The organism is Bdellovibrio sp. HCB290, from assembly GCF_047305925.1.
GTDB lineage: Bacteria > Bdellovibrionota > Bdellovibrionia > Bdellovibrionales > Bdellovibrionaceae > Bdellovibrio.
Genome location: NZ_CP178620.1, coordinates 2,821,459 through 2,841,144 on the forward strand (window position 1 = coordinate 2,821,459; position 19,686 = coordinate 2,841,144).

Here is a 19,686-nt window from a genome sequence, read left to right on the forward strand (position 1 = left end):
ACGAAATGATGGGGGAGTTAATACAACTCCCTCATGCAAACAGCACAAGAACTATTAAAACTGGAATTTGAAAAACGTCGGGAGAGAAATCCCAATTTCTCCCTTCGCGCCTTTGCCAGATATCTAGAAGTCAGTCCTGCGCAGCTATCGCAAATGATGGCGGGCAAAAGATCGATCACGATTAAATCAATGAAAAAGATGGGTGCACGTTTGGATCTGTCACCGACAGAAAAACGTGAAATCGCCCAGTCACTTCTTAAGGACAACACGGCACTCCCCGTCCTTGAATCAAATCGTCAAAAACTTAAAGAAGATCAGTTCAAAGTTATTTCTGACTGGTATCACTTTGCTATTTTAAGCCTGACGCGCCTAAAGGGTGCAAAGTCAGATCCACGCTGGATTTCCCGTCGCCTGGGCATCAGTGTCGAGGAAGCCCACCAGGCGGTGTTGCGCATGGAACGTATGGGCATGCTGCAAACAAAGCCACTGTTTAAACAGGTCGGCAGTGTTTTGGATGTGGATTCTGATATTCCGTCGGAAGCCATCAGAAAATACCACAAACAAAACCTGAATCTTGCGATTGAAAAGATCGAGACCGTGGAAAACAGTCTGCGCCAGATTCAGTCTCTCTCTATTCCTGTAAATCCAAAGAAACTCGATGCGTACAAAAAACTGATCGATAATTTTTTGGAAAATGCCTCGGATCTTTCAAGCAAGTCTGCAGGCACTGAAGTCTATAGTTTAAATGTTCAACTGGTTCCGATTACGAATATTCTGGAGAAATAATGAAAAAGTTAATCATCCTGGCGGTCCTTTCATCAAGCTTTCTAATTTCCTGTGCAAGCGTGCATCCTGGAGGCGTCGGTCACTCGCTGCAGCCATCTGATGCCCTGCCGGTTAAAATCAGCTCTGACACAATTGACTTTAATAAGCGCGACAGTTTTCAGTTCATGGAAGTAACCATCGAAAACACCTCCGAAGAATGGCTTCGCATTGATAAGATCCGGGCCAAACTTCCCGATCCATCCGAAAGTAAAGTCAGCGTGGTACTTGGACAGGACTTGGCGGACTGGGCAGAAGCCAAACGCGCTCAAGCCCAAGTCGACCACTTGAACAATCAAATTATTCAGGCGGCCCTTGTCGCCGGTGGAATAGTGGCTTCCACCTCGAGTAATTCCCTGGTTTCAGCGGCAGGTTCGGCTGCGACCCTGGGTGGTTTGGGTTGGGCGGCAGTCAGTGAAATTCGCGACGACAAACGCAACGCCGAAGCTGTAGTAAGAGTGCCCAGCACGCACCTTTATGCCCCCGTCTCGGTTCCGGCAAAAATGTTCCTGCGCCGATGGATCTTGTTTAACAAGCCTGCAGGCGCAAAGATCACTTCTTTAGTAATTGATGTAACTACAATTGATGGCAAAAAGGGTACCTATGAAGTTCCTATGTTTGTTCCTTAGTTTTCTGGTGATTGTACCGGCTGCAGCGCACGCTGAAGGCAATAAAGTTGGTAATGGTGGCGACGGGGTTTTCTGCAAAGGGACCTCTGCGGGTCAAATTCTTGACTTCTATGAAGGTGACCTGAAATTAAGCTCCACTGAAAATGATCCCTATAAGATCGTTGATGAAAAGTTCAACGATCTTAAGAAGGCCGCACCTAAATTAGGTGAACAGTACTTAAACAGACTTAAAACAATTCGTACGGATTTTGATTTTAAAACCAATGTGTCTTTGAAAAATATCAAGGATTCAAATCATCTGTTTAAACCCGCTGACCCCACTTGTGAAGTGACTCAAGTCGTAATCAGAAGACGTTCACCGTTAGAGAATGAAAAACAGTTTCTGGTTCGTCAGGACCTTTGGGATCGCTTACCTGCCATTGAGCAGGCCGGAATGATTTCCCACGAAATCATCTATGAACACCTGATCAAGCTAGGGGCTACTGATTCTGTCAAAGCCCGAGCCCTGAACCGTTATGTTTTCAGTGAAAAGTACGACTCGAAAAAATTCTGGAAATTCATCGAAAACCTTGAGGTTTCCATTTATCCTTAGGGAACCCCGAATTGAAATGATACAGTCAGAACTTTCTGTTCCGAAAGCTGCCGCGAAAATGTTTCGTCAGTTGGGAATAGTTAGTTCTGGCCAATAGCAGCCCCTTTATTTCAAGTTGAACCTGGAGCGATTACTGGATCCCAGCTCAAGGCGATTTCTAAAAAATCCGACTTCTTCTAATATTAATTCGAGTTCCAATTCTTTGGGCGGTATTCATAAAAGGGGGCGCACTTGTCGCATGCAAAACTAGTATCATCAGCTCTGAGTCTCTTACTTTACTCCAGTATCGGATATTCTCAAGTTTCAGGAACAGACTATCGAATTATCACCTCCTGCGCCTCCGGCAGTGCTGTTCTGGCTGTTGCTAACGGCAGCACCGCAAGGAACGCCCCCATTGTCCTTGCCACCAGAAATACTACAAGTAGCGCACAAGTTTTTAAATTCAGTTCAAATCGGCAGGGCTTCGTCATCACTGCCAAAGTCAGCTCAAAAGTGTTGTCGGTTTATGGAAATTCCACTGCTGAAGGCCAACGAATCGTGCAGAACAATGTTAACGGTTCTTCAAACCAGATTTTCAGCGTCCAAAAAACTTCAGACGGCTTTTATCTATTGCAAAATCTGAACAGTCGAAAATATGTCAGCCTGGCCAGCCAGAGTGCCAATACCGGCACTGAGATTGTACAAACCAGAAGCAAATCCAGTTGCTCTCAGAAATTTAAATTAGAAGTAGTAAATGCGGAACCAACACCGTCTCCGACGCCAACTGTAACGCCATACCCGACTGTATCACCGTCACCATCGCCAAGTCCGGAACCAACTCGCTCACCGTCAAGTGATGGTTATATCACTTTGGATAAATTGTTCTCTGATATGACGACAGCAAGTGAGGCCATTCCGATCAATCCGGTTTATGAGTGGCAATATGGTCCCAAAGTTACGATGGTCGCGCCACGTGGTGATGCTATTCCAAGCTGGTTCCCTTATAACAAGCCAACTTGGCTGTATGATGCCATCTCCTGGTTTGTTTTGCAGGAAGCGCAAGGCAATAAGGCCGTAAACTCTAGAGTAGAGATTTCGGGACTAAGAATGTACTTCCTTTCTGAGTCCTCGCGAAAATGGGTCCGAATGGACTACGTCGCAGCTCCATATACAGAAACTTGGCAGTATCCATTTGATATCGCCTCGCCATCTGGCAATGCAGGAAATCTGCTGCGCCCGGTTTATCCAAAATTTTATCACGGCTATGGAAAGAACCTTGCCATCAACCCTCAGGATGTCCGAGCGACTTTCATAGCCGTTGATTTCCGACTGGTGGTCATTGATCCAAGCAAGCCCGATGACCGGGCTGTGGCGAAGTATGTGGTCGACGTGGGCGGAGACTACTGGCCAGGGAATGGCGCAGGTCACGGCAGTTGGCCTTATGCACCAGGTATGGGTAATAGCCGATTCCTGCTGGCGACACCAAACTGGAATACATCTGCGCTGATTGTTCCGAACACTTTCTTAGGCGCCAGCATGGAAGAGTTAAGAAAAAATCCGCCGCCACTGGCTCCGTAATATCTGTAAAGTGAAATTAGAAAAGGCCTCTGAAGATCTCAGAGGTCTTTTTAGTTGCCATAGGGCTTACGAATTGTCAGGAACACTTTTCTTTTTATTTCGTCATACTTTTCAGAAGAAAGCGTGCTGATTTTATCCGAAAGTAACAAAGCATTGAAATACCGAATTTTCTCGGAGGAATTCGTTTCTGGATCCATCTGTAAAGCCAAACGGTAAAGAACTTCGTGGACAATCAACGCCGCTCTGTCTTCGGGCCACATATTCTCCCACATCAAGCGCGAAATAAAATACCGGCTGTCTTCCTCAAACAAAGGTTCATGCTGAATTGCCAATTGCTTAAGTGTACATTTGCGACCAATCAGGCCCAAACCCGTGTCATTAACTGTCAAAATTTCGTTATAAGTTAAAGTGGCCTCTTTCCAAAAATCATCGATAAATTTCTGTAAAATAGCTTCAACCTTCGGATCGATGTTTTTCAATCGACTGACAATAATTTTCGCTGTTACGGTACCCGTCGTCGGACAAAATTCAGGTTGCCCATTGTATTTGGACGTACAGTCCCTGCTTTCGCGCGGAGGAAATACCGGTTTCATGGAATATCGAGCTTCCGCTTCAAACACATCATACATTGCGATGTTCTTGGTTGGACAGTCCATGGCATTACCGCCGTTACCAAATTCTGTCGAGCGCGCGCTGGCAAGAGATGAAATCAATATAACAATCAATAATACGATACTCTTCATAAGTATTCCTTAAAGTGTCGCCGTGATACGGGTTGCCGGTACGATTTGCACGCACACGTTATAAACTTCTGTCTTGTCGCCCTCTTCAAGAAGCTCGCTGACTTCGCGACGGAACTTTCTTGCCAGAAGTTTTGCTTTGTAAAGCTGATGGGGATTTGTCGGAACGATAATCGAGGTAATATCGCGCAACTCAACAGAATCTGAATCCAAAGACTGCATGGACTTGTTCAAGAACTGACGCTGAAAATTTCTAAGTGCCGATGAAGGAATGTCATGAGTTGAAGTCAAATGCTTGTGCGTGGGGCACATCTGACCATTACGTTCTTCAACCAATCCAACTTGCTTCAGGCAATCCAAAGATTCAATAACAACAGCCTCCGTCAGTCCCAGGCGCTCAGCGATCCATGCAGGATTGCTCTTAAACGACACCGTCTCCATCAAATTCAAAATAGCGAAGTGATGCCAATCCGGCAGGAAGGTGTATTTATCTTCAGACAGCTGATGAGGGGCACGCTCGTCTTTTCGTTCATGCAAGTATTTGCCAACTAAAAACTCTAGTCGTTCGGCTTTATCTGCCGACAGACTTAAAGTGGCGATAATGCGCTTTCTTAAGATTTTACCGGGAAGGTCATGACCCGAAAGAATGGAAGACACCCGACCTGGAGAAGTTTTTAAATCCCGGGCAAAGGCTCGCAATGAATACTTCGCGTTTTTCGCACGACGAGCATTCAAAATAGTTGTTAGAAACTCTGCCACCTCAGTGTATTTCGCAGTATTTTTGCCTTTTGACATGCGCCAGTTGTACTATTGTTTAGTGAAAGGTCAAACCTATTGGAACACTTTATTCATGTTCCATTTTCGCCCACGGATTTGAAACACACACCTCAAACGTTTTGCCCACATAGATCAGGCTCCGTTTGGACGTGGTCTTTTAGCGATAGTCGTGAAGATAATCGATGCGATCTGGAATCCATGGTTCATGCAGGCCTTCCATTTCATAGACACGGCCTTCGACCACGGTTTTCTCTTTCAGCGGAGCCACTGTTGGATGGTAAGAAGGATACAACAAGCCTTTTTCGACAAAGAAGGCCCGCGCAGCTTCAAAGGCACCCTGCCCGATCACTCCACGGCGAATGAATTCATCAAAGCTTTTCATCAGTTCTTCAGGAGTGTAGCTGTAGTTGTAAATCATATCCTGAATGACGGCGTACACACCTTCCAGATTAAGACGGCCATCCTGAAACATGTCCATCGCCACTTGGAAGGTGTTATAAGTTGCCAAAGTTCTGCGCCCGAATTTCAGGTAGTAATCAGGATCGGTGTCAGTCGCAAGATTGATATAAATCTTTTCAACGGGATCGTTCTCTGGAATCTGCGCCTGCAATTCCAAAATTGTGTCCACCTGCTCGCCTGTTACGTTCAATTTTTCAAGCGTCGTGCGAATATCGTGGGGACCCAGGCGGCGCGAGCAAATATCTGAATACAGATTATAGATAATTGCATCCGTTTCGCTGTCATCCCCCCAGCAGATCTGACGAACATTTTCAGCCAGACGCGTGCGGAGCTGCATCAGTGCCTGCAATTTGAAACCCACCTGCTTCGTCAAACGCCAGAAACGCCCCGGACGAAGATTCGCCAAATTATCTTTATAGAAGCAACCGAAGGGACGGATGTTATCCAACGCGAATTTCTCGGAAATTCTTTCCTCCATCTGCGGAGGTGAGGCTGTGATGAAGTAGATTGGAAAGTACATATAGCCCTTCTGGGCTTTGCGGTACTCGGAAAGACACTGAAGCAAAGTGTTGGTACCAGGAACGTTCTTTTTATTTAATGCCCTCTCCAATACTGTTGTCAGCAATCCTGAAAGTGAATCGATGGTTGTATCAAGATAGGTTTTATCCAGATCCCACAAAAAGACTTCGTCGTGAGATTTCTCCATGCCCTCAGAGACATATCGAAAAAACACCACATCGCCATTCATTTCGCTTAATTCACGCCAGTCTGCCATTCTGATATTTCATCAAGAATGGCACTCGTTGGCAAGGTTTAGCAACCTGTGCCCTGGGCTGGTTCCGCCATTTGACGGCAACGCACCTGGCTTTTTGAACACTTGATACGCAAGTGGAAGTGATTATAGTGATTGACCTCAGATACCAGACGACGCAGGACCTCTTTACCTTGAGCAGAATCCGCCTCACCCTGACTTTTTGCATAGGTGCACATGGACTTCTTCAAAGTCGGATGAATAAAGATACGATCCACGAACTTGGAACTGACAGTGTACTTAAAAAGTTTCCACTGCTGAGCCACCATCCATTCACTGATAGGCTTGCCGCCTTTAAGTGCAGAAGAGAATCCCGCCAGCTTTTGGTCAGCTTTGTAGTAGTAAGCGATGTCCGCATCCAAACCGGTTTTATGCGATTTATGTTTTCCTAACGTTCCACCATTCTTTTTGGATACGTCACCAATACGCAACTTGTGATCTGGTGCAATCGCACGGGTGTACTTACCCATTCTTGCCATTAAGTACGCCAACTCGACAGTTCCGAAGTGAGTCATGCGGGACGGACGCAGAATATTCAAGTTCGTTTCCGGATAAGATTTTTGATAACCCAGAATATCCGTGGCTCTCTCCAGGATACCTGAATTCACCGGGCCCACGGCCTGATCCAGCTTCGCTAAAAGATCGAACTTGGGCGGAGTTGGCGCCTCTGGCAATTTACCGTCGTCCTTCTTTTTATCATCGCCGTCGTCTTTTTTATCGTCCTTGTCGTCTTCCTTTTTAGCAGGAGGATCCCTCTTAGGTTCTTCTTTTTTTGGAGGTTCCTGCTTTTTTGGAGGTTCCTGCTTTTTTGGCGGATCCTGTTTTTTCGGGGGATCCTGCTTTGGTTCCTCTTTTTTTGGAGGCTCCTGTTTAGGAGTATCCTTTTTTGGAGGAGTATCCTTCTTCGGTTCATCCTTTTTTGGCGGATCCTGTTTAGGAGAGTCTTTTTTAGGAGCCTCTTCCTTCGGAGTTGTTGGATTAACTTTTGCCTTTGGCTTCACATCCAATACTTTTTCGATGTCGTTTTCAACGTCACCAACGTATTGACCCATACCTTCTGGAGCCTCAACTTCACCGTGCTCAAACTCTTCATCATCTTCGTCTGCGAAGTTGTCATCACCATGTTCCTCATGGCCCTCTTGACCAACTTCAGGCGCCGTCGCCGGCTCTTGCGGAGATTCAGGCATTTCCAGAGTATCTGCCACGGACTCAACCTGATGATGGTAAATACGATCTTCGTAAGCGATATAGATATCAATGAAGTTAGAAGTACAGTCACTGCCCTCACCCAAGCACGTCGCTTTGGCCGCCACTTGCAAATCAGCGACGCCCACAGAACCCACTGGCTTCAACACGGCAAAGCCCTGATCGTCAGCGGTACCTTGTAACTGGATATCAAGTGGAATGACTTGTTTGGAATCCAGGGTGTTTAACTGCATCTTACCCTGCAAAGTGACCTTCGCAGTGGCCTTGTCGAATTGAACATCCATCCCTTGAAGCTGGGTCGAACCCTCGATCACTTCATAGGCCCCGGCCTGGCGCACCTGCGGGGTTTCTGGCATTTTAGCCGTGTCTTGAACCATAGAAGGCATGTTGTTCCCGCGACGGGCACACCCCGAAACAATAAGACCTAAAATAAGGAGAGATGAAAGTATTCTTCCCATAGCTGAGCCTATAGGTGCACGAACCATGCTCCCCTAAAATGCCTTCAGTTGGAATATAGGGGAACTGCTATGTATAGAAGTTTGACAGGGGACCAAATTCGCGGAATCTCGAGCAAAAAAAAAAGACCGATCACTGGGATCGGTCTTTTTAGAAGTTAACACTGTATTTTCAGATTAGAACGCTGTCACAGCTTCACAACCAAGAGCATCGATTCTTTTCTTAACCAGAATCGCCCAGTTGTTCGTGTACTCGTTCACCAAATTGGACTTCATACGACCCAAAGTGGATTGGTAAGCACCCACGCCACGAGCTGCTTGCATACCACGGCACATTTGAACCATGTCCTGGTCTTCAGAACGGTTGTCGTAAACGTAGTTGTTGATCATTTGGCAGAATGATTCGATCGCTGCCAAATGGTCTACTGCAGAAACCCAACGGTTCCATACGTCCTGAGTTTCGCGGCAAGTATCAGCATAAAGCTGAGTGTTCTTAACCAACAACGATGGAACCAAAGTCTCAAGGTTGTTAGCTGCGGCACGGTCACGAGCCAAAATCTTAGGGTTCACTTTTGGACCCTGGTAAGTCTGGATGAATTGACCAGCTTCAGTCATGCGGAATGCGCGATCTTGCAATGAAGCCAAGCCCGCTTTGAACTTGGTAATCGCAGCTCTGTGCAAACCGGAAGTGTAATCAAACCATGCCATTACTGGAGAGTTGATACCCAAAGTGCGAGTCTCGAAAAGACCTTTTCTTAGACGAGCCATTTCAGCGTCGATTTCAGACTGGCTGAAAGAGTTCGCGTATTTTCTCAAGTTGTCCAAAGAGTTTGTGATACGAGCTGCTTGAGCTTGTTTTTCAGCCAATACCGCAAGACGAGCCTGGATTTGGTTGTACTCTGGAGATTTTCTCAACTCAGTGTCCAGATCTTTCTGTGCTTGCTTCACGATATCACGGGCAGCAATTGCAGACTTGTCCATTGCTTCAAGCAAGTACTTAGTCGTCGCTGCGCATGTCGCTGGATTCGAACGAGCTGCAATTTTTTGCAACGTTTGAACATAAAGAGCGCCGGAGCTTTTCAAAGTGTTCGTGATTGGCGTCGCTTTGTAACCAGTCGCTGCCAAAGAGTAGTTTACGCTGCCCAATAGTTGAGCCACGTAAGAAGTGTTGTCCTGAGCTGTTGCCGCCAGGTTGATACCCAACTCACAGATCATCGCTTCAGCTGTTGTGCTTTGTACGAAAGTTTTATCCAACTCAGATTGTGCAGATGCTGCAGTCAAAGTCGTGTTCAATTCCAAAGAAGCCTGGCTCAAAGCGTTCTTACGAACCATCAAAGCATTAGTGTCTTTAGAAACACCAGAAAGCTTCATGGAGTAGTTGCGCGCAACAGTCATCTCTTTAGAGATTTTTGCGATTTGCTCGTCACGGTTTTTAGTCAAGAAACGGTATTTTTGTTCAAGACGAATGTATTGGCATGTGTTTTCCAAAACTGCACGGCGAACCAACGGATCCTGGATCTTAGTGGAATTTTCGTTCACGATTTTTTCCATGCTGCCGATAGCGCTTGTCAAAACCTGACCACCAACGATGAATGGAATAGCTGCCGTACCGCCTGTCATTGATGCTGCCATCAATGCATAGGGAGTCAAACCGTTGATCATGTCATTGATTGCCAATGCGATTTGACCACCGTTCATTTGCTCACGGCAGGATTTGTTCATCAAATCCGTACTGGAGAATGAAGCTGCCAAAGTGCTTGCCGCACGGATAGCAACGTCTACGTTTGCAACGATCTCAGGAACTTTCTCTTTAGGAATTTCCTCTTGAGTGTTCAAGTAAGGTTGAATTTTTGCGATCGCATCAGTGATCTTTTTGTTGTTATCAACCACAGCCTGTTGGTTGATTTGGTTGCCCGCGCATGAAGGAGAACCCACAGCTGCATTCAACGCGTTCACTGCAGAAAGGATGTCTGCGTAACCTTGGTTGTCAGAGTTCGTAAACAAGTTACATTTGAACTCTTCAGCAACACCTACAGAATCTTTAACTACAACTGGAAGACCAACGCCACCAACACCTGGGGTAGCAGGAGCGCCTATTTGACCTGGTTGATTTGGAACTGTTGGCAATCCTGAACCTGGTGTACCCGTGCCTGGAACTGGATTGATTGAAATTGGAGGAGGAACTACGCCTTGTTGGCCACCGATACGAGGTTGTGTTGGAAACAACTCATCCACTGAAGTCGTTGAAGATTGTGCAATATCAATTGGAAACAGGCTCGTGTTGAAACTTGCAGGTGCAGCGAAGGCCCCCTGACATTGAATCGCAGTGATAACTGCTAAACCTATCTTACCCCACTTCATAGGAACTCCTTTATGGATTTCACAACCCCGGAAAGATTCGAGCACTTCCCCATGTGTGCATACAGGATGCCAGTGTTCAGGCGCCTCTGTATTGAATCTCAAGGTTGCGAGTTTGAAGGCTTTTTAGACAGGTTGGTAAAAAGAATCAAACCTTAATTTACTATTGCAAATAATTGAGAAATTTTTGACGGACCTCGCGATTGTTAACCTCAAAGAGATCACCGTGATGGCCATTGGGGACAAGCCATAATTGCTTGGGATCACGCGCCGCTGCGAACATTTCCTCAGAACTTGCAGGTTCAATGATGGGATCGTTCGTGCCGTGAATAAAAAGCATCGGAATTGGGGAAATTCGGTCGATCGGTTCTGGTGACTGAGCATCACTAAGTACCGCATAAGTCAGGGGCTGCATCCACCAAGTCCACCAGGATCGAGATAGCACTCTTCTCCCCATTTTTTTATATGAGGAAAAGCTCCCATCTATGACGACATTGCGGATCGGTTGCTGGTTCTTGATTTTGATGGCGGTTTGCATCGCAATGATGCCACCCAGGCTTTGACCATAGATAATCAGCGGTCGCTGATCCTTGTTTTCACGCAGCCAAGCTGCTGCCGCAACACCCGACTCCACGGTGTTTTCTGGCGTTGGCGCACCGGGACTTTCACCATAGCCCGGGTAATCAAAAATCATGTAATTATAACCCTCTTGCGGCAGCCAATAGAACATCATGAAGTGGGAGCTGATATTTTGAGCATTCCCATGAAAGAACAAAACAGTGCCTTTGCTTTCTTTTTGTGAACTTGCAAAGTACCACCCATGAACTTCATTTCCCGACGGAGTTTTAAATCGCACGTTTTCATATTTTAAATTCAATCGTGCAGGATCGTAATATTTGAAGTCGGTGGGATAATAAAACACAGACTGACAAGCCGTCAGCGCCAGAACCAACGCACTGAGGCTTAGAATTTTAAAGCGCAGGGCAAGTGTTTTCGCCATACTTAAATCATGAAACGATTTGAACATCAATGGCAAGACTTTAAGTGGATTGATATTGAAGACCCGAAGAAGGATACATTTATTGATTTGGCAGAGGAATTTAAAATTCCTTTTCAAAATCTTGTCACCAGCATGGATCCCGAACATCTGCCTCGCGTGGAATACCTGGAGCACACCACGCTGATTATCCTGCGTCACTTCGACAACGAGGCACGCCCAGATGCTGGGACCATCCAGGAACTGTCCACTAAACTTGTTATTTTTTTCTCGAAGAATTTCGTTCTGACTTTGCATCGCAAGCCTCTGGCCTGTATCGATGACAAAAAAGAGAAAGTGAATTTCGAACAACTGAGCATGGCCCAGCTTTTAGCCCGTTTGTTTTTGAAAACCATGGACAGCTTCGATGCCCCACAAGATGAGCTGATCAAGAAAATGGACGCCATTGAGGAACGCATCTATGCCCTGCGCAGAAAGAATATTTTGCGCGAAGGTTATCTGATCAAACGCCGCGCTTCGGGATTCAAGAAAATATTTAAGTTCACGGATGGGGTGCTGAACAATCTGCAGCACAACGAAAAAATATCAAAATTGAATTATGACTATTTGCGGGACCCCGTCACAATTCTAATCTTCGACTGCGACAACATCGTCGAAGAAATGAGCGGCCTTTTGAATCTTCACTTGGCCTTGATGTCACAAAAAACCAACGAAGCTTCATTTAAAACCAACGAAATCATGCGCATCCTGACTGTGGTTTCGATTTTCTTCCTGCCTTTGAACTTCCTCGCGGGTCTGTATGGAATGAACTTCAAACACATGCCGGAGCTGGATCACCACAACGGCTACTATGTTGTTTTGGGAGTGATGGCTTTGATCGCCCTGGGAATTCTTACGTGGGTGTGGCGCAAGGGCTGGCTTAACAAAGGTGACTTCTAGCTTTTGAAAAAGGCGCGAATTCTTCCCAGAAGAGTCGGCTGTGAAACCATATTGGAAAGAATGCGAATCATTTCTTTACGATTGAACAGTTTAGCGGCCTGCATCGGCGTCATATTATCAAACTCTGAAACGAGATTGGGATCTGCTCCGTTTTCCAATAAAAACAAGGCGATCTCTGTGTGATTCCCAAGAATACTGGCGACCAGAGGAGTCGACATTATTTCCGGATGCTGATAATTCGGATTCACACCATTCTTGATATGATACCGCACCAGCTCCAGATTTCCCGCAACAGCGGCGCCGTACATTTCCTTCCAATCACCTGCTGACATTCAAATCCTTTAGCCTTTAAGTGCGCGCGTGAGCCTGCACAAAGCTGTAATAGAAAACGGCATTGGGATCGCCAGCCACCTTGGCCATTTCTTCTTTCATCCCCTCAACGACTTCTTTGGACACGCAATGTGCCTTCACCAATTGATCGCTGGCACTTAACAATAACTCTGTCCAGTACTCCACACAATCTTTGCGTGCCTGGGGTTGCCGATTATCCAAGAACCAGGTTTTCACTTCCGTTTGAATATCGTGATATCCCAGTTGCATCAAGAAGTTGCCCAGCTTGGCCCCCACAAAGGGATCCCCCTGCTGTTTCAACTGATATTCATTAAAGGCCATCCAGTACTTCCAAACATTCGGTGAATACGGATCCAGGAAGAACGAAGAGTTCATAACTTCGGTGATATAGATTGGCGAACCCGGGCGCAACACCCGGCGCACCTCAGAAAGAGTACGTATCGGATCTGGCACGTGCTCCAGAATCCAGCACAGGAACGCTCCGTCGAAAGAGTTCGCACCAAACTCCATGTTCGTCGCATCCATCTGTTTCATTTCAAAGCGCCCTGCCATTCCCGGCAATGAGGCCAGACGATGACGAGCTGAACTTAGTTGGTTGGTGCTTAGATCAATTCCGGTCAAATGCAAATCAGGAAATCTGCGCAAAATGATTTCACTTTGCGCCCCAACACCGCAACCCACTTCCAGCAGGTTTTTAACATTTCCCAAATTGACGTTTTGATAGACTGTGAATTCACCAAAGCGGGCCTGCTTGCGCAAACGGTCCTGCTCTTCTTTGCTGAATCCATGCAGATAAGGAAAATCACCAGCCATACTTCCTCCGAATATCTTCAGTTTCAGATTATGTTAGTTTAAAAGGAACTCCACTTGATAGATGACACTGGAAACTCCACCCAGTCTTCCTCGGACGGAAAACCTTCGGGACGCGGCTCGGTCAAGCCTTTGAAACTTAAGAATGCGGTCAGCGCACAGATGAAGGACTCAAAGGCGTGATTGTTTTCAATCATCAATTTAACATCCTGATCATACACAAACGCGATGTTGTGAGTACTCAGTGCGTGTAAAATCGCACGCCGACTTTCGTCTCCGCCAATAGCGTGTTTATGAAACAGCAAATGACTTTTCATCACATGCAGGGAGCGACCAATCCTCCACAGGGAAAGTTTCGGAAATACCTCGATACAATTAATATCCAGCTTTCGTTTAAGGTACATCGCCCGCGCCAACAAAGGAGCGCAGTTTGCACCCAGCGCATGCTGCAGAATAAAAGGTTCCTCCAGTTCCGAGGAAAGATACATCTCCACACAACGTTGAGTATACGGTGTGAAAAGTTTGCGTGGCTTTTTCTTTTTGTGAAGTTTGCGCGTATAGTTCCACATCCATTTGACGTGAGGCTTAGGGCAATCCTCGATACCACCGCAGCAGTTTTCTCTTAAGCACACTGGAAAACGGAAAGGCACATCGAACGCAACCGTGTTGATGTCTCCTCGATACTGATCGATGATTTCATGAATTTTAAAATCTGCGGAATGAACTTCGTCGCTTTTGATTTTCTCGACCAGACGGGAAAGAAATACTTTTTTATGTTTCGGGTAGTACTCGATGATGGCAACGCAGGCCTTGTCGGTTTTACCACCGCCCAAAGAGATGCCAATAAAACGATGAACATCTCCGGAGTGGGTTGCGTTAGACGCTGCTGTGCCTTTGACGACCGGACGGTTTTTTGCAGATTTCCCTGCAACCTTCCGGGTCGTCTTCTTCACCACTTTCTTTTTTAAAGTGGGTTTACCGGTTTTGCGTCCATGACTTGGAATCCGGCTTTTTGGCATGCGTCTGCGACTCCTTTTTTATTCTCAGGAGGGCACCAGACTAAGACACAACCACCGCCCCCAGCTCCACAAATCTTAACAGCCTCGGCCCCATTCTGCAAAGAGAGTTCAGAAAGACGGCGAATCTCCGGACTTGAAAATTCTGGTGCCAAGCGTACACGTGCTTCAAACTCACGTTTGAAAAGTGATCCCAGCTCAGCCCAGTTTCCGCTGCGGACAGCGTGTTCGGTCTCGATGGCAATCACTTTAAGATCACGAAGTGCCTGAAGCGTACCGGGATCCTTAGCAACAGCGTCCTTCATCACTTCAAAATTATTCAAACCTGAATGATGGGCTTTACCGGTATAGATCAGCATGAACTTTTCAGACAGCGGTGTTTTAGTTACATCCATGACTTCCTGTTGAACACCGTCATAACCATAACGAAGAATATTTAAACCACCTGAAGCTGCCGGATAATAATCCTGCGTGCCCGTGGGAGTATTTAAAATCTCTGCCTCGATATTGTGAGCAGAATGCACCATTTGGTGCACGTCACGGAAAGGTTTTTCACAAAACTGCGCGAAAGCTTTCATCAAACCAATCGTCAAGCTGGAGCTTCCACCCAGGCCACCGCCCACCGGGCTTTCCGAGGAAGTTTTCAAAGTGAAACCTTTGGTCGGCATCCAATAACGCAATTGAGTTTGCAGCAACACCATTTGTGGATCCGGATCAGAAAGTGCTTCCACCAAATTGGAATACGCCTTGCGAACTTTCAAGTCAGCGGATTCCAGGACGATGGTAGAGTCCGTATGCGGAGTCAGTTCCACATTCGTAAACACGTCGATCGCGACGTTCACAGTTGAAGCCCCATTGATGAATAAATAAAGGGGCCACAAATCCAAAGTGCCCCCAGCCAAATCCACGCGAGTCGGAGATTTAACGATAATTTTCTGCATTACTTGTTGTCTTTCTCATGGGCGAGTTGCGCGCCAGTTTGCTCTTTATTATCTTGCTTCGGAGTGGCCCCAACTTTCAAGTCTTCAATCTTAAGCTCGATCAAATTGTCCACTGCCCCTGGTTCCATTTGCATCTGCACTTTGGGATCAGAAATTGAACAGAAGACCTTACCCGTAGCGGCCTGACCGACCTGGGCCTGCCATTTCTTATCACCCAGCTTCAAATCCAAAGTAAAAAGTGGTTTTAAAGAAGGCATCGCACCCTCCACGTATTCAGCACCCTTGGCTTTGGAAATGTCGTGGAATGTCTCGCGTACCTTTTGCTGATCCAGCTCCACTTTTGGTGAAGAAACGCTGATCCACTTGCCCTCTTTGCTGGTGATCTCGATCACGCCGTGTTTGTTCTTCAAACGGAAGTTTTCGATGGCGCCCATTTTATGGCGCAGGAATCTGCGATCGCGAAATTCCACCATCGGTTTTTCCAGGCGCGCCGTCCAATTGGTGTTCACCACCAGCACGCGATTGTCGTCATTGCGACGGGCAAATGGGAAGTTTTCAAAGTTGCCTTTGCTGGAAATATGCAAAGTCGTCTTTTCACCAGCCGTGTTGGCATATGTGATGGAACCTTGCGGTTGATCCAGGCCATAAACTTTCCAGTCGATATTGCCACCATCAGCAGCTATATCCATGACCTTTTCCGATGTGGTCATTTTGATCAGGTCTTCTGCGGCTGAATCATCGCCTTGGTCTTTAATCGGTTGTTCCAGATTCCAACCTTCAACACTGCGTTTGAGTGTGATGACTTTATCGTCTTTCTTGATCTCGATGAAATCGATCTGATCCACGTTCATGGTAAAGAGTTTGGCATCAGCAACTTTCTGTTCATCGGCTTTCTTTTGTGCCAGATAATCATAAACAGCATAACCACCGAAAATCAGAAGACACATTACCAGGATGCCGCGACCTTTGATCTTTTTCATGCATTTCTCCGTCTGACGTAAAGGGTGACACCGATGCCCAACAGCACCAATGGCAACGGGATTAAAAAGGCAAATAGGAAGATACCGAAATTAGTGTTGGTTAAAACCAATTGTGTCGCCTGGGCTTCTTTCGGAGAAATACTGATCAGACTCTCCTCTTTCGCCAAAGCCGCAATGGCATTCAGAACCAAATCGCGATTCAGATTCTGATAAAGCATTTGGTTCGTCATGAAATCCACATCCCCGGCAATGATTGCCGAGAATTGCTTGTTGTTCGGATCTGAATCCCATTGACCCGTCACCTGATCCACCAAGGCAAAACTTCCGACCGGGCCGTCATCTTTCATCGCAAGACTATTGAAGGACATGGATTTAGGATTCGTTCTGACCAACTCGTCAATCGCCATGCCAGGCAATTCTTTTACTTTTTTAAGCGACTGCGGATGACGGAACAAAGTGACTTCATTAGAACCGAAGGACTTCGTGATTTCATTCATTGGCGAGAACACCGAACCCATCACCGGGCCCTGATTAACCCCTTGGCCCATCACCGTATCAACGATATTGAAAATATAGTTGTTACCCAGCTCGATACCCATTTTGCCGACCAACTTTTCAAGGTTTGCCGGGTTCTGGGATTCTAACGCGATAAACAGGCTGCCGCCTTTTTTTAGGTAAGTTTCCAAAGCCTCAATTTCGTGCGCCAGGAAATTTTGAATCGGACCTGCGATCACCACAACATCCGCATCCGCCGGCACCACAGGTTCTTGAATCAATGGCAGCAACTTTACCGCATAACGATTGCGCTCCAGTATCACTTTCAAGGCATTCAGACCCAAGCCTTCTTTGGCATCATCCAAAGCGGACTCGCCGTGACCGATAGTGAAGTAGATTGTCTTGTTCTTTTCGCGGGTCACTTTAACCAGGGAGCTTGTGAATTCCTGTTCGTCGATTTTTTGCAGCAGATTTCGGCGGCCCTTATATTCCACGAATGCGGTGCCACTGCCTTTATCCACTCCGAAATCTTTTGCCAGATCCGGGCGTTCATTTACTTCCACAAAATTCAGCTGAATGTTGGAGTTGATGTCCTGATACTTCTTGATCAGTTCACGGAACGAACGACGGTTTTCTTCGTTACCTTCGACGCCTTTCTTATAAAAGAAATAAACTTTCAGCTCTGAATCCAGGCTCTTGATAAGCTTGACGGATTGATCGGCCAAAGTGTTGCCCTGGGAAGACGAAAAATCGAAGGTCGCATAGTGACGAACTCCCAGATAATTCACCACGGACAAGACTGCGAGCATCAGCAGGATCAACACTCCCATGCTCATGCCTTCTTTGGTGGTCTTCATCGTCAGGAATTCTTTAAAGAACGCACGGTCTTTAATTACCGCAACGACAGTGAAAAACACCGCCATTCCCAAAGCCAACCAACAAAACGGCACCCATTGTCCCAGGATGTAGCGAGTGATCGACATACACACCAAAGAGATACCCGACATCAGAAATAAAACTTTACTCAACTTGCTCATCAATTATCTCCAACGGGATGACTCAACCACGCGCTCTGACAAAAAGCAGAACAGCACGATGAGACTGCCAAAAAAGACCAAACCGTTTGTACGAATGGTGCCTTCAACCAGACTTGATAGATGTGTACTTAGCGAAACGTGTTCGAAAATTTTTCGCGCAAGCTCGCTATCCACCACTTCAGCACCAATACCGATAAACCAGATCGACACGTTCAAAATCACAGACATTACGTAAGCCACCAGGCTGTTTTCAGTCAGTGCAGAACAAAACAGATTCATCGCCGCGTAGACGGAACCTACGATAAAAATTCCCAGGAAAGCCACAAACAAGGGCCCCCAGTTCAATTTCGCCAGGGTCGCAGTGGCCACTGGATAAGCCAAAGCCAATAGCACGATGCCACCGACCGCTCCCAAGGCCGCCAGATATTTTCCGACGACAATCTGCAAAGATGTCACGGGTGATGTCAGTAACAAATCAAATGTGCGCAGCTTCTTTTCTTCGGCAAAAAGTTTCATCGTTAACGCTGGCACTATGAAGATCAGGATCAAGTTCAAGTACGACAGCTGTCGCAAAAACACACCGTAATGAATGTTCAACTGATTCGCCGGAATTCCCTGCTGTGCCACATAGTTCATCAACAGCTGGGCAAATCCCCAAAGCTGCAATGGATAAATCCAACTGAGTACTACACTGACCAAAAAGCAGATGATCCAGAATGTGGGATTAAAGAAGAACCCTTTAAGTTCTTTCTTCAAAATCACTACTGTGCCGTTCATTTCCCACCTCCGTCTTTGCCGTACGTGAGTCTTAAGAAGACATCTTCCAGGTCCATTTTACTTGGACTGAACTCCAAAAGTCCCAAACCTTGATTTACCAGACGTGCAGATACCGCGGCGACAATGTCATCCCCACCGCGCACATCAATGCGCCACTCTTTGCTGGTTTTACCTTCCTGCACAGAAAGCACTTCGCGAATATCACCCAGAACAGACTTCATATCAGAAACATCCTTGGCCACACGGATGGTCAGGCGGCTTTGCCCCTGCTCCATCGTTGCCAGGTGGTGAATGCTGTCCTCAATGACGATTTTACCTTTGTTAATGATGATGATCTTTTCGCACGTCGCCTGCACTTCAGGCAGGATGTGTGTGGAAAGAATGATCGTGTGCTGACCGCGCAGGGCTTTAATCAGATCGCGGATCTCGGCCACTTGCTTGGGATCCAGTCCCACTGTTGGCTCATCCAAAATCAAAACTTCAGGGTCGGAAACGATCGCTTGTGCAATGCCCACGCGCTGTCTGAAACCTTTGGACAGGTGATGAATCAAGCGCTTTTGAACTTCGCCCAAATTGGTTTTTTCAATCGCCATGTCGACAGACTTTTCAATCTTGTCTTTGGGAACCTGCTTTAACGCCGCCACATAGCGCAGATAATCGCGCACATACATGTCACTGTACACAGGTGGTGTTTCCGGCAGATAGCCGATGCGTTTTTTTACTTCCAGTGGATTTTCAAAAACATCAAACCCTGCCACTGAGGCAGAGCCATGGCTTGGAGCCATGAAGCCGGTGATGATTTTCATGGTTGTGGATTTACCAGCGCCATTGGGCCCCAGGAATCCGACGACGTCGCCCTTGTTCACTGAGAAATTCAAATGATCAATGGCTCTGCGAGGACCGTAATCTTTGGTGAGATCTTTTACAGTTATCATAG

At 46.6% G+C, this 19,686-nt stretch carries 19 protein-coding genes; 5 read left to right on the forward strand and 14 right to left on the reverse strand.

Going from position 1 to position 19,686, the window contains the following annotated elements; genetic code table 11:
- Positions 1–33: 33 nt before the first annotated feature.
- The 4 genes from ACLVWU_RS13880 to ACLVWU_RS13895 all read left to right on the forward strand — a co-directional run bounded on the left by ACLVWU_RS13880 (position 34) and on the right by ACLVWU_RS13895 (position 3,600).
- Complete coding sequence (locus tag ACLVWU_RS13880; protein ID WP_413575412.1) at positions 34–786, forward strand: TIGR02147 family protein; 753 nt, start codon at positions 34–36, stop codon at positions 784–786.
- Entirely contained in the window at positions 786–1,451 is a 666-nt protein-coding gene (locus ACLVWU_RS13885) for a hypothetical protein (protein WP_413575413.1), read from the forward strand. Before ACLVWU_RS13880 ends, ACLVWU_RS13885 begins: the two co-directional genes overlap by 1 nt.
- Positions 1,426–2,043, forward strand: coding sequence for a hypothetical protein (locus ACLVWU_RS13890; protein ID WP_413575414.1), 618 nt, complete (start codon positions 1,426–1,428; stop codon positions 2,041–2,043). The genes ACLVWU_RS13885 and ACLVWU_RS13890 overlap by 26 nt, the downstream gene beginning before the upstream one ends.
- A gap of 231 nt (positions 2,044–2,274) precedes the next feature.
- Positions 2,275–3,600 carry an RICIN domain-containing protein gene (locus ACLVWU_RS13895; protein ID WP_413575416.1) on the forward strand — a complete coding sequence of 442 codons (1,326 nt, stop codon included), beginning with the start codon at positions 2,275–2,277 and terminating at the stop codon, positions 3,598–3,600.
- 50 nt (positions 3,601–3,650) lie between these two features.
- Here ACLVWU_RS13895 and ACLVWU_RS13900 read toward each other — a convergent pair whose 3' ends face one another.
- From ACLVWU_RS13900 to ACLVWU_RS13925, 6 genes are all read right to left on the reverse strand, one after another.
- Complete coding sequence (locus ACLVWU_RS13900; RefSeq protein ID WP_413575417.1) at positions 3,651–4,343, reverse strand: hypothetical protein; 693 nt, start codon at positions 4,341–4,343, stop codon at positions 3,651–3,653.
- Positions 4,344–4,352: 9 nt separating this feature from the next.
- Positions 4,353–5,135 (reverse strand): DUF4423 domain-containing protein, encoded by a 783-nt coding sequence (locus ACLVWU_RS13905; protein ID WP_413575418.1) that lies wholly within the window; start codon positions 5,133–5,135, stop codon positions 4,353–4,355.
- A gap of 139 nt (positions 5,136–5,274) precedes the next feature.
- Positions 5,275–6,351, reverse strand: a complete 1,077-nt coding sequence (locus tag ACLVWU_RS13910; protein ID WP_413575419.1) for a phosphatase domain-containing protein — start codon at positions 6,349–6,351, stop codon at positions 5,275–5,277.
- A 38-nt stretch (positions 6,352–6,389) separates the two neighbouring features.
- Complete coding sequence (locus ACLVWU_RS13915) at positions 6,390–7,979, reverse strand: penicillin-insensitive murein endopeptidase (RefSeq protein WP_413575420.1); 1,590 nt, start codon at positions 7,977–7,979, stop codon at positions 6,390–6,392.
- A gap of 246 nt (positions 7,980–8,225) precedes the next feature.
- Positions 8,226–10,409, reverse strand: a complete 2,184-nt coding sequence (locus ACLVWU_RS13920) for a hypothetical protein (RefSeq protein WP_413575421.1) — start codon at positions 10,407–10,409, stop codon at positions 8,226–8,228.
- 160 nt (positions 10,410–10,569) lie between these two features.
- Positions 10,570–11,406: an alpha/beta hydrolase gene (locus ACLVWU_RS13925; RefSeq protein WP_413575422.1), complete on the reverse strand. Its 837-nt coding sequence runs from the start codon at positions 11,404–11,406 to the stop codon at positions 10,570–10,572.
- Between the two features lie 9 nt (positions 11,407–11,415).
- Here ACLVWU_RS13925 and ACLVWU_RS13930 point away from each other — a divergent pair, with 9 nt between their 5' ends.
- A complete protein-coding gene (locus ACLVWU_RS13930) occupies positions 11,416–12,342 on the forward strand; it encodes a CorA family divalent cation transporter (protein ID WP_413575424.1) in 927 nt (308 codons plus the stop codon).
- Here ACLVWU_RS13930 and ACLVWU_RS13935 read toward each other — a convergent pair.
- From ACLVWU_RS13935 to ACLVWU_RS13970, 8 genes are read right to left on the reverse strand one after another with little or no spacing between them, the layout of a single operon-like run.
- Positions 12,339–12,674, reverse strand: a complete 336-nt coding sequence (locus ACLVWU_RS13935) for an ankyrin repeat domain-containing protein (protein ID WP_413575425.1) — start codon at positions 12,672–12,674, stop codon at positions 12,339–12,341. The genes ACLVWU_RS13930 and ACLVWU_RS13935 overlap by 4 nt on opposite strands.
- Before the next feature lie 16 nt (positions 12,675–12,690).
- Positions 12,691–13,506 (reverse strand): methyltransferase domain-containing protein, encoded by an 816-nt coding sequence (locus ACLVWU_RS13940; RefSeq protein WP_413575426.1) that lies wholly within the window; start codon positions 13,504–13,506, stop codon positions 12,691–12,693.
- Between the two features lie 38 nt (positions 13,507–13,544).
- On the reverse strand, positions 13,545–14,522 hold the full coding sequence (locus ACLVWU_RS13945) for a DUF429 domain-containing protein (protein ID WP_413575427.1): 978 nt from the start codon (positions 14,520–14,522) through the stop codon (positions 13,545–13,547).
- On the reverse strand, positions 14,468–15,460 hold the full coding sequence (locus ACLVWU_RS13950; protein WP_413575428.1) for a galactokinase: 993 nt from the start codon (positions 15,458–15,460) through the stop codon (positions 14,468–14,470). The genes ACLVWU_RS13945 and ACLVWU_RS13950 overlap by 55 nt, the downstream gene beginning before the upstream one ends.
- A complete protein-coding gene (locus ACLVWU_RS13955) occupies positions 15,460–16,440 on the reverse strand; it encodes a DUF4340 domain-containing protein (protein ID WP_413575429.1) in 981 nt (326 codons plus the stop codon). Before ACLVWU_RS13955 ends, ACLVWU_RS13950 begins: the two co-directional genes overlap by 1 nt.
- Complete coding sequence (locus ACLVWU_RS13960; protein ID WP_413575431.1) at positions 16,437–17,972, reverse strand: GldG family protein; 1,536 nt, start codon at positions 17,970–17,972, stop codon at positions 16,437–16,439. The genes ACLVWU_RS13955 and ACLVWU_RS13960 overlap by 4 nt, the downstream gene beginning before the upstream one ends.
- Positions 17,973–17,975: 3 nt before the next feature.
- Positions 17,976–18,749 carry an ABC transporter permease gene (locus tag ACLVWU_RS13965; protein WP_413575432.1) on the reverse strand — a complete coding sequence of 258 codons (774 nt, stop codon included), beginning with the start codon at positions 18,747–18,749 and terminating at the stop codon, positions 17,976–17,978.
- Positions 18,746–19,684, reverse strand: a complete 939-nt coding sequence (locus tag ACLVWU_RS13970) for an ABC transporter ATP-binding protein (RefSeq protein ID WP_413575434.1) — start codon at positions 19,682–19,684, stop codon at positions 18,746–18,748. Before ACLVWU_RS13970 ends, ACLVWU_RS13965 begins: the two co-directional genes overlap by 4 nt.
- Between the last annotated feature and the right edge of the window lie 2 nt (positions 19,685–19,686).

Excerpts from the sequence above, each read along its gene's own strand:
- ACLVWU_RS13880 (WP_413575412.1), top strand. The coding sequence starts at position 34 with ATGCAAACAGCACAAGAACTATTAAAACTGGAATTTGAAAAACGTCGG.
- ACLVWU_RS13885 (WP_413575413.1), top strand. The coding sequence starts at position 786 with ATGAAAAAGTTAATCATCCTGGCGGTCCTTTCATCAAGCTTTCTAATT.
- ACLVWU_RS13890 (WP_413575414.1), top strand. The coding sequence starts at position 1,426 with ATGAAGTTCCTATGTTTGTTCCTTAGTTTTCTGGTGATTGTACCGGCT.
- ACLVWU_RS13900 (WP_413575417.1), bottom strand. The coding sequence starts at position 4,343 with ATGAAGAGTATCGTATTATTGATTGTTATATTGATTTCATCTCTTGCC.
- ACLVWU_RS13905 (WP_413575418.1), bottom strand. The coding sequence starts at position 5,135 with ATGTCAAAAGGCAAAAATACTGCGAAATACACTGAGGTGGCAGAGTTT.
- ACLVWU_RS13910 (WP_413575419.1), bottom strand. The coding sequence starts at position 6,351 with ATGGCAGACTGGCGTGAATTAAGCGAAATGAATGGCGATGTGGTGTTT.
- ACLVWU_RS13915 (WP_413575420.1), bottom strand. The coding sequence starts at position 7,979 with ATGCCTTCTATGGTTCAAGACACGGCTAAAATGCCAGAAACCCCGCAG.
- ACLVWU_RS13920 (WP_413575421.1), bottom strand. The coding sequence starts at position 10,409 with ATGAAGTGGGGTAAGATAGGTTTAGCAGTTATCACTGCGATTCAATGT.
- ACLVWU_RS13925 (WP_413575422.1), bottom strand. The coding sequence starts at position 11,406 with ATGGCGAAAACACTTGCCCTGCGCTTTAAAATTCTAAGCCTCAGTGCG.
- ACLVWU_RS13930 (WP_413575424.1), top strand. The coding sequence starts at position 11,416 with ATGAAACGATTTGAACATCAATGGCAAGACTTTAAGTGGATTGATATT.
- ACLVWU_RS13935 (WP_413575425.1), bottom strand. The coding sequence starts at position 12,674 with ATGTCAGCAGGTGATTGGAAGGAAATGTACGGCGCCGCTGTTGCGGGA.
- ACLVWU_RS13940 (WP_413575426.1), bottom strand. The coding sequence starts at position 13,506 with ATGGCTGGTGATTTTCCTTATCTGCATGGATTCAGCAAAGAAGAGCAG.
- ACLVWU_RS13945 (WP_413575427.1), bottom strand. The coding sequence starts at position 14,522 with ATGCCAAAAAGCCGGATTCCAAGTCATGGACGCAAAACCGGTAAACCC.
- ACLVWU_RS13950 (WP_413575428.1), bottom strand. The coding sequence starts at position 15,460 with ATGCAGAAAATTATCGTTAAATCTCCGACTCGCGTGGATTTGGCTGGG.
- ACLVWU_RS13955 (WP_413575429.1), bottom strand. The coding sequence starts at position 16,440 with ATGAAAAAGATCAAAGGTCGCGGCATCCTGGTAATGTGTCTTCTGATT.
- ACLVWU_RS13960 (WP_413575431.1), bottom strand. The coding sequence starts at position 17,972 with ATGAGCAAGTTGAGTAAAGTTTTATTTCTGATGTCGGGTATCTCTTTG.
- ACLVWU_RS13965 (WP_413575432.1), bottom strand. The coding sequence starts at position 18,749 with ATGAACGGCACAGTAGTGATTTTGAAGAAAGAACTTAAAGGGTTCTTC.
- ACLVWU_RS13970 (WP_413575434.1), bottom strand. The coding sequence starts at position 19,684 with ATGATAACTGTAAAAGATCTCACCAAAGATTACGGTCCTCGCAGAGCC.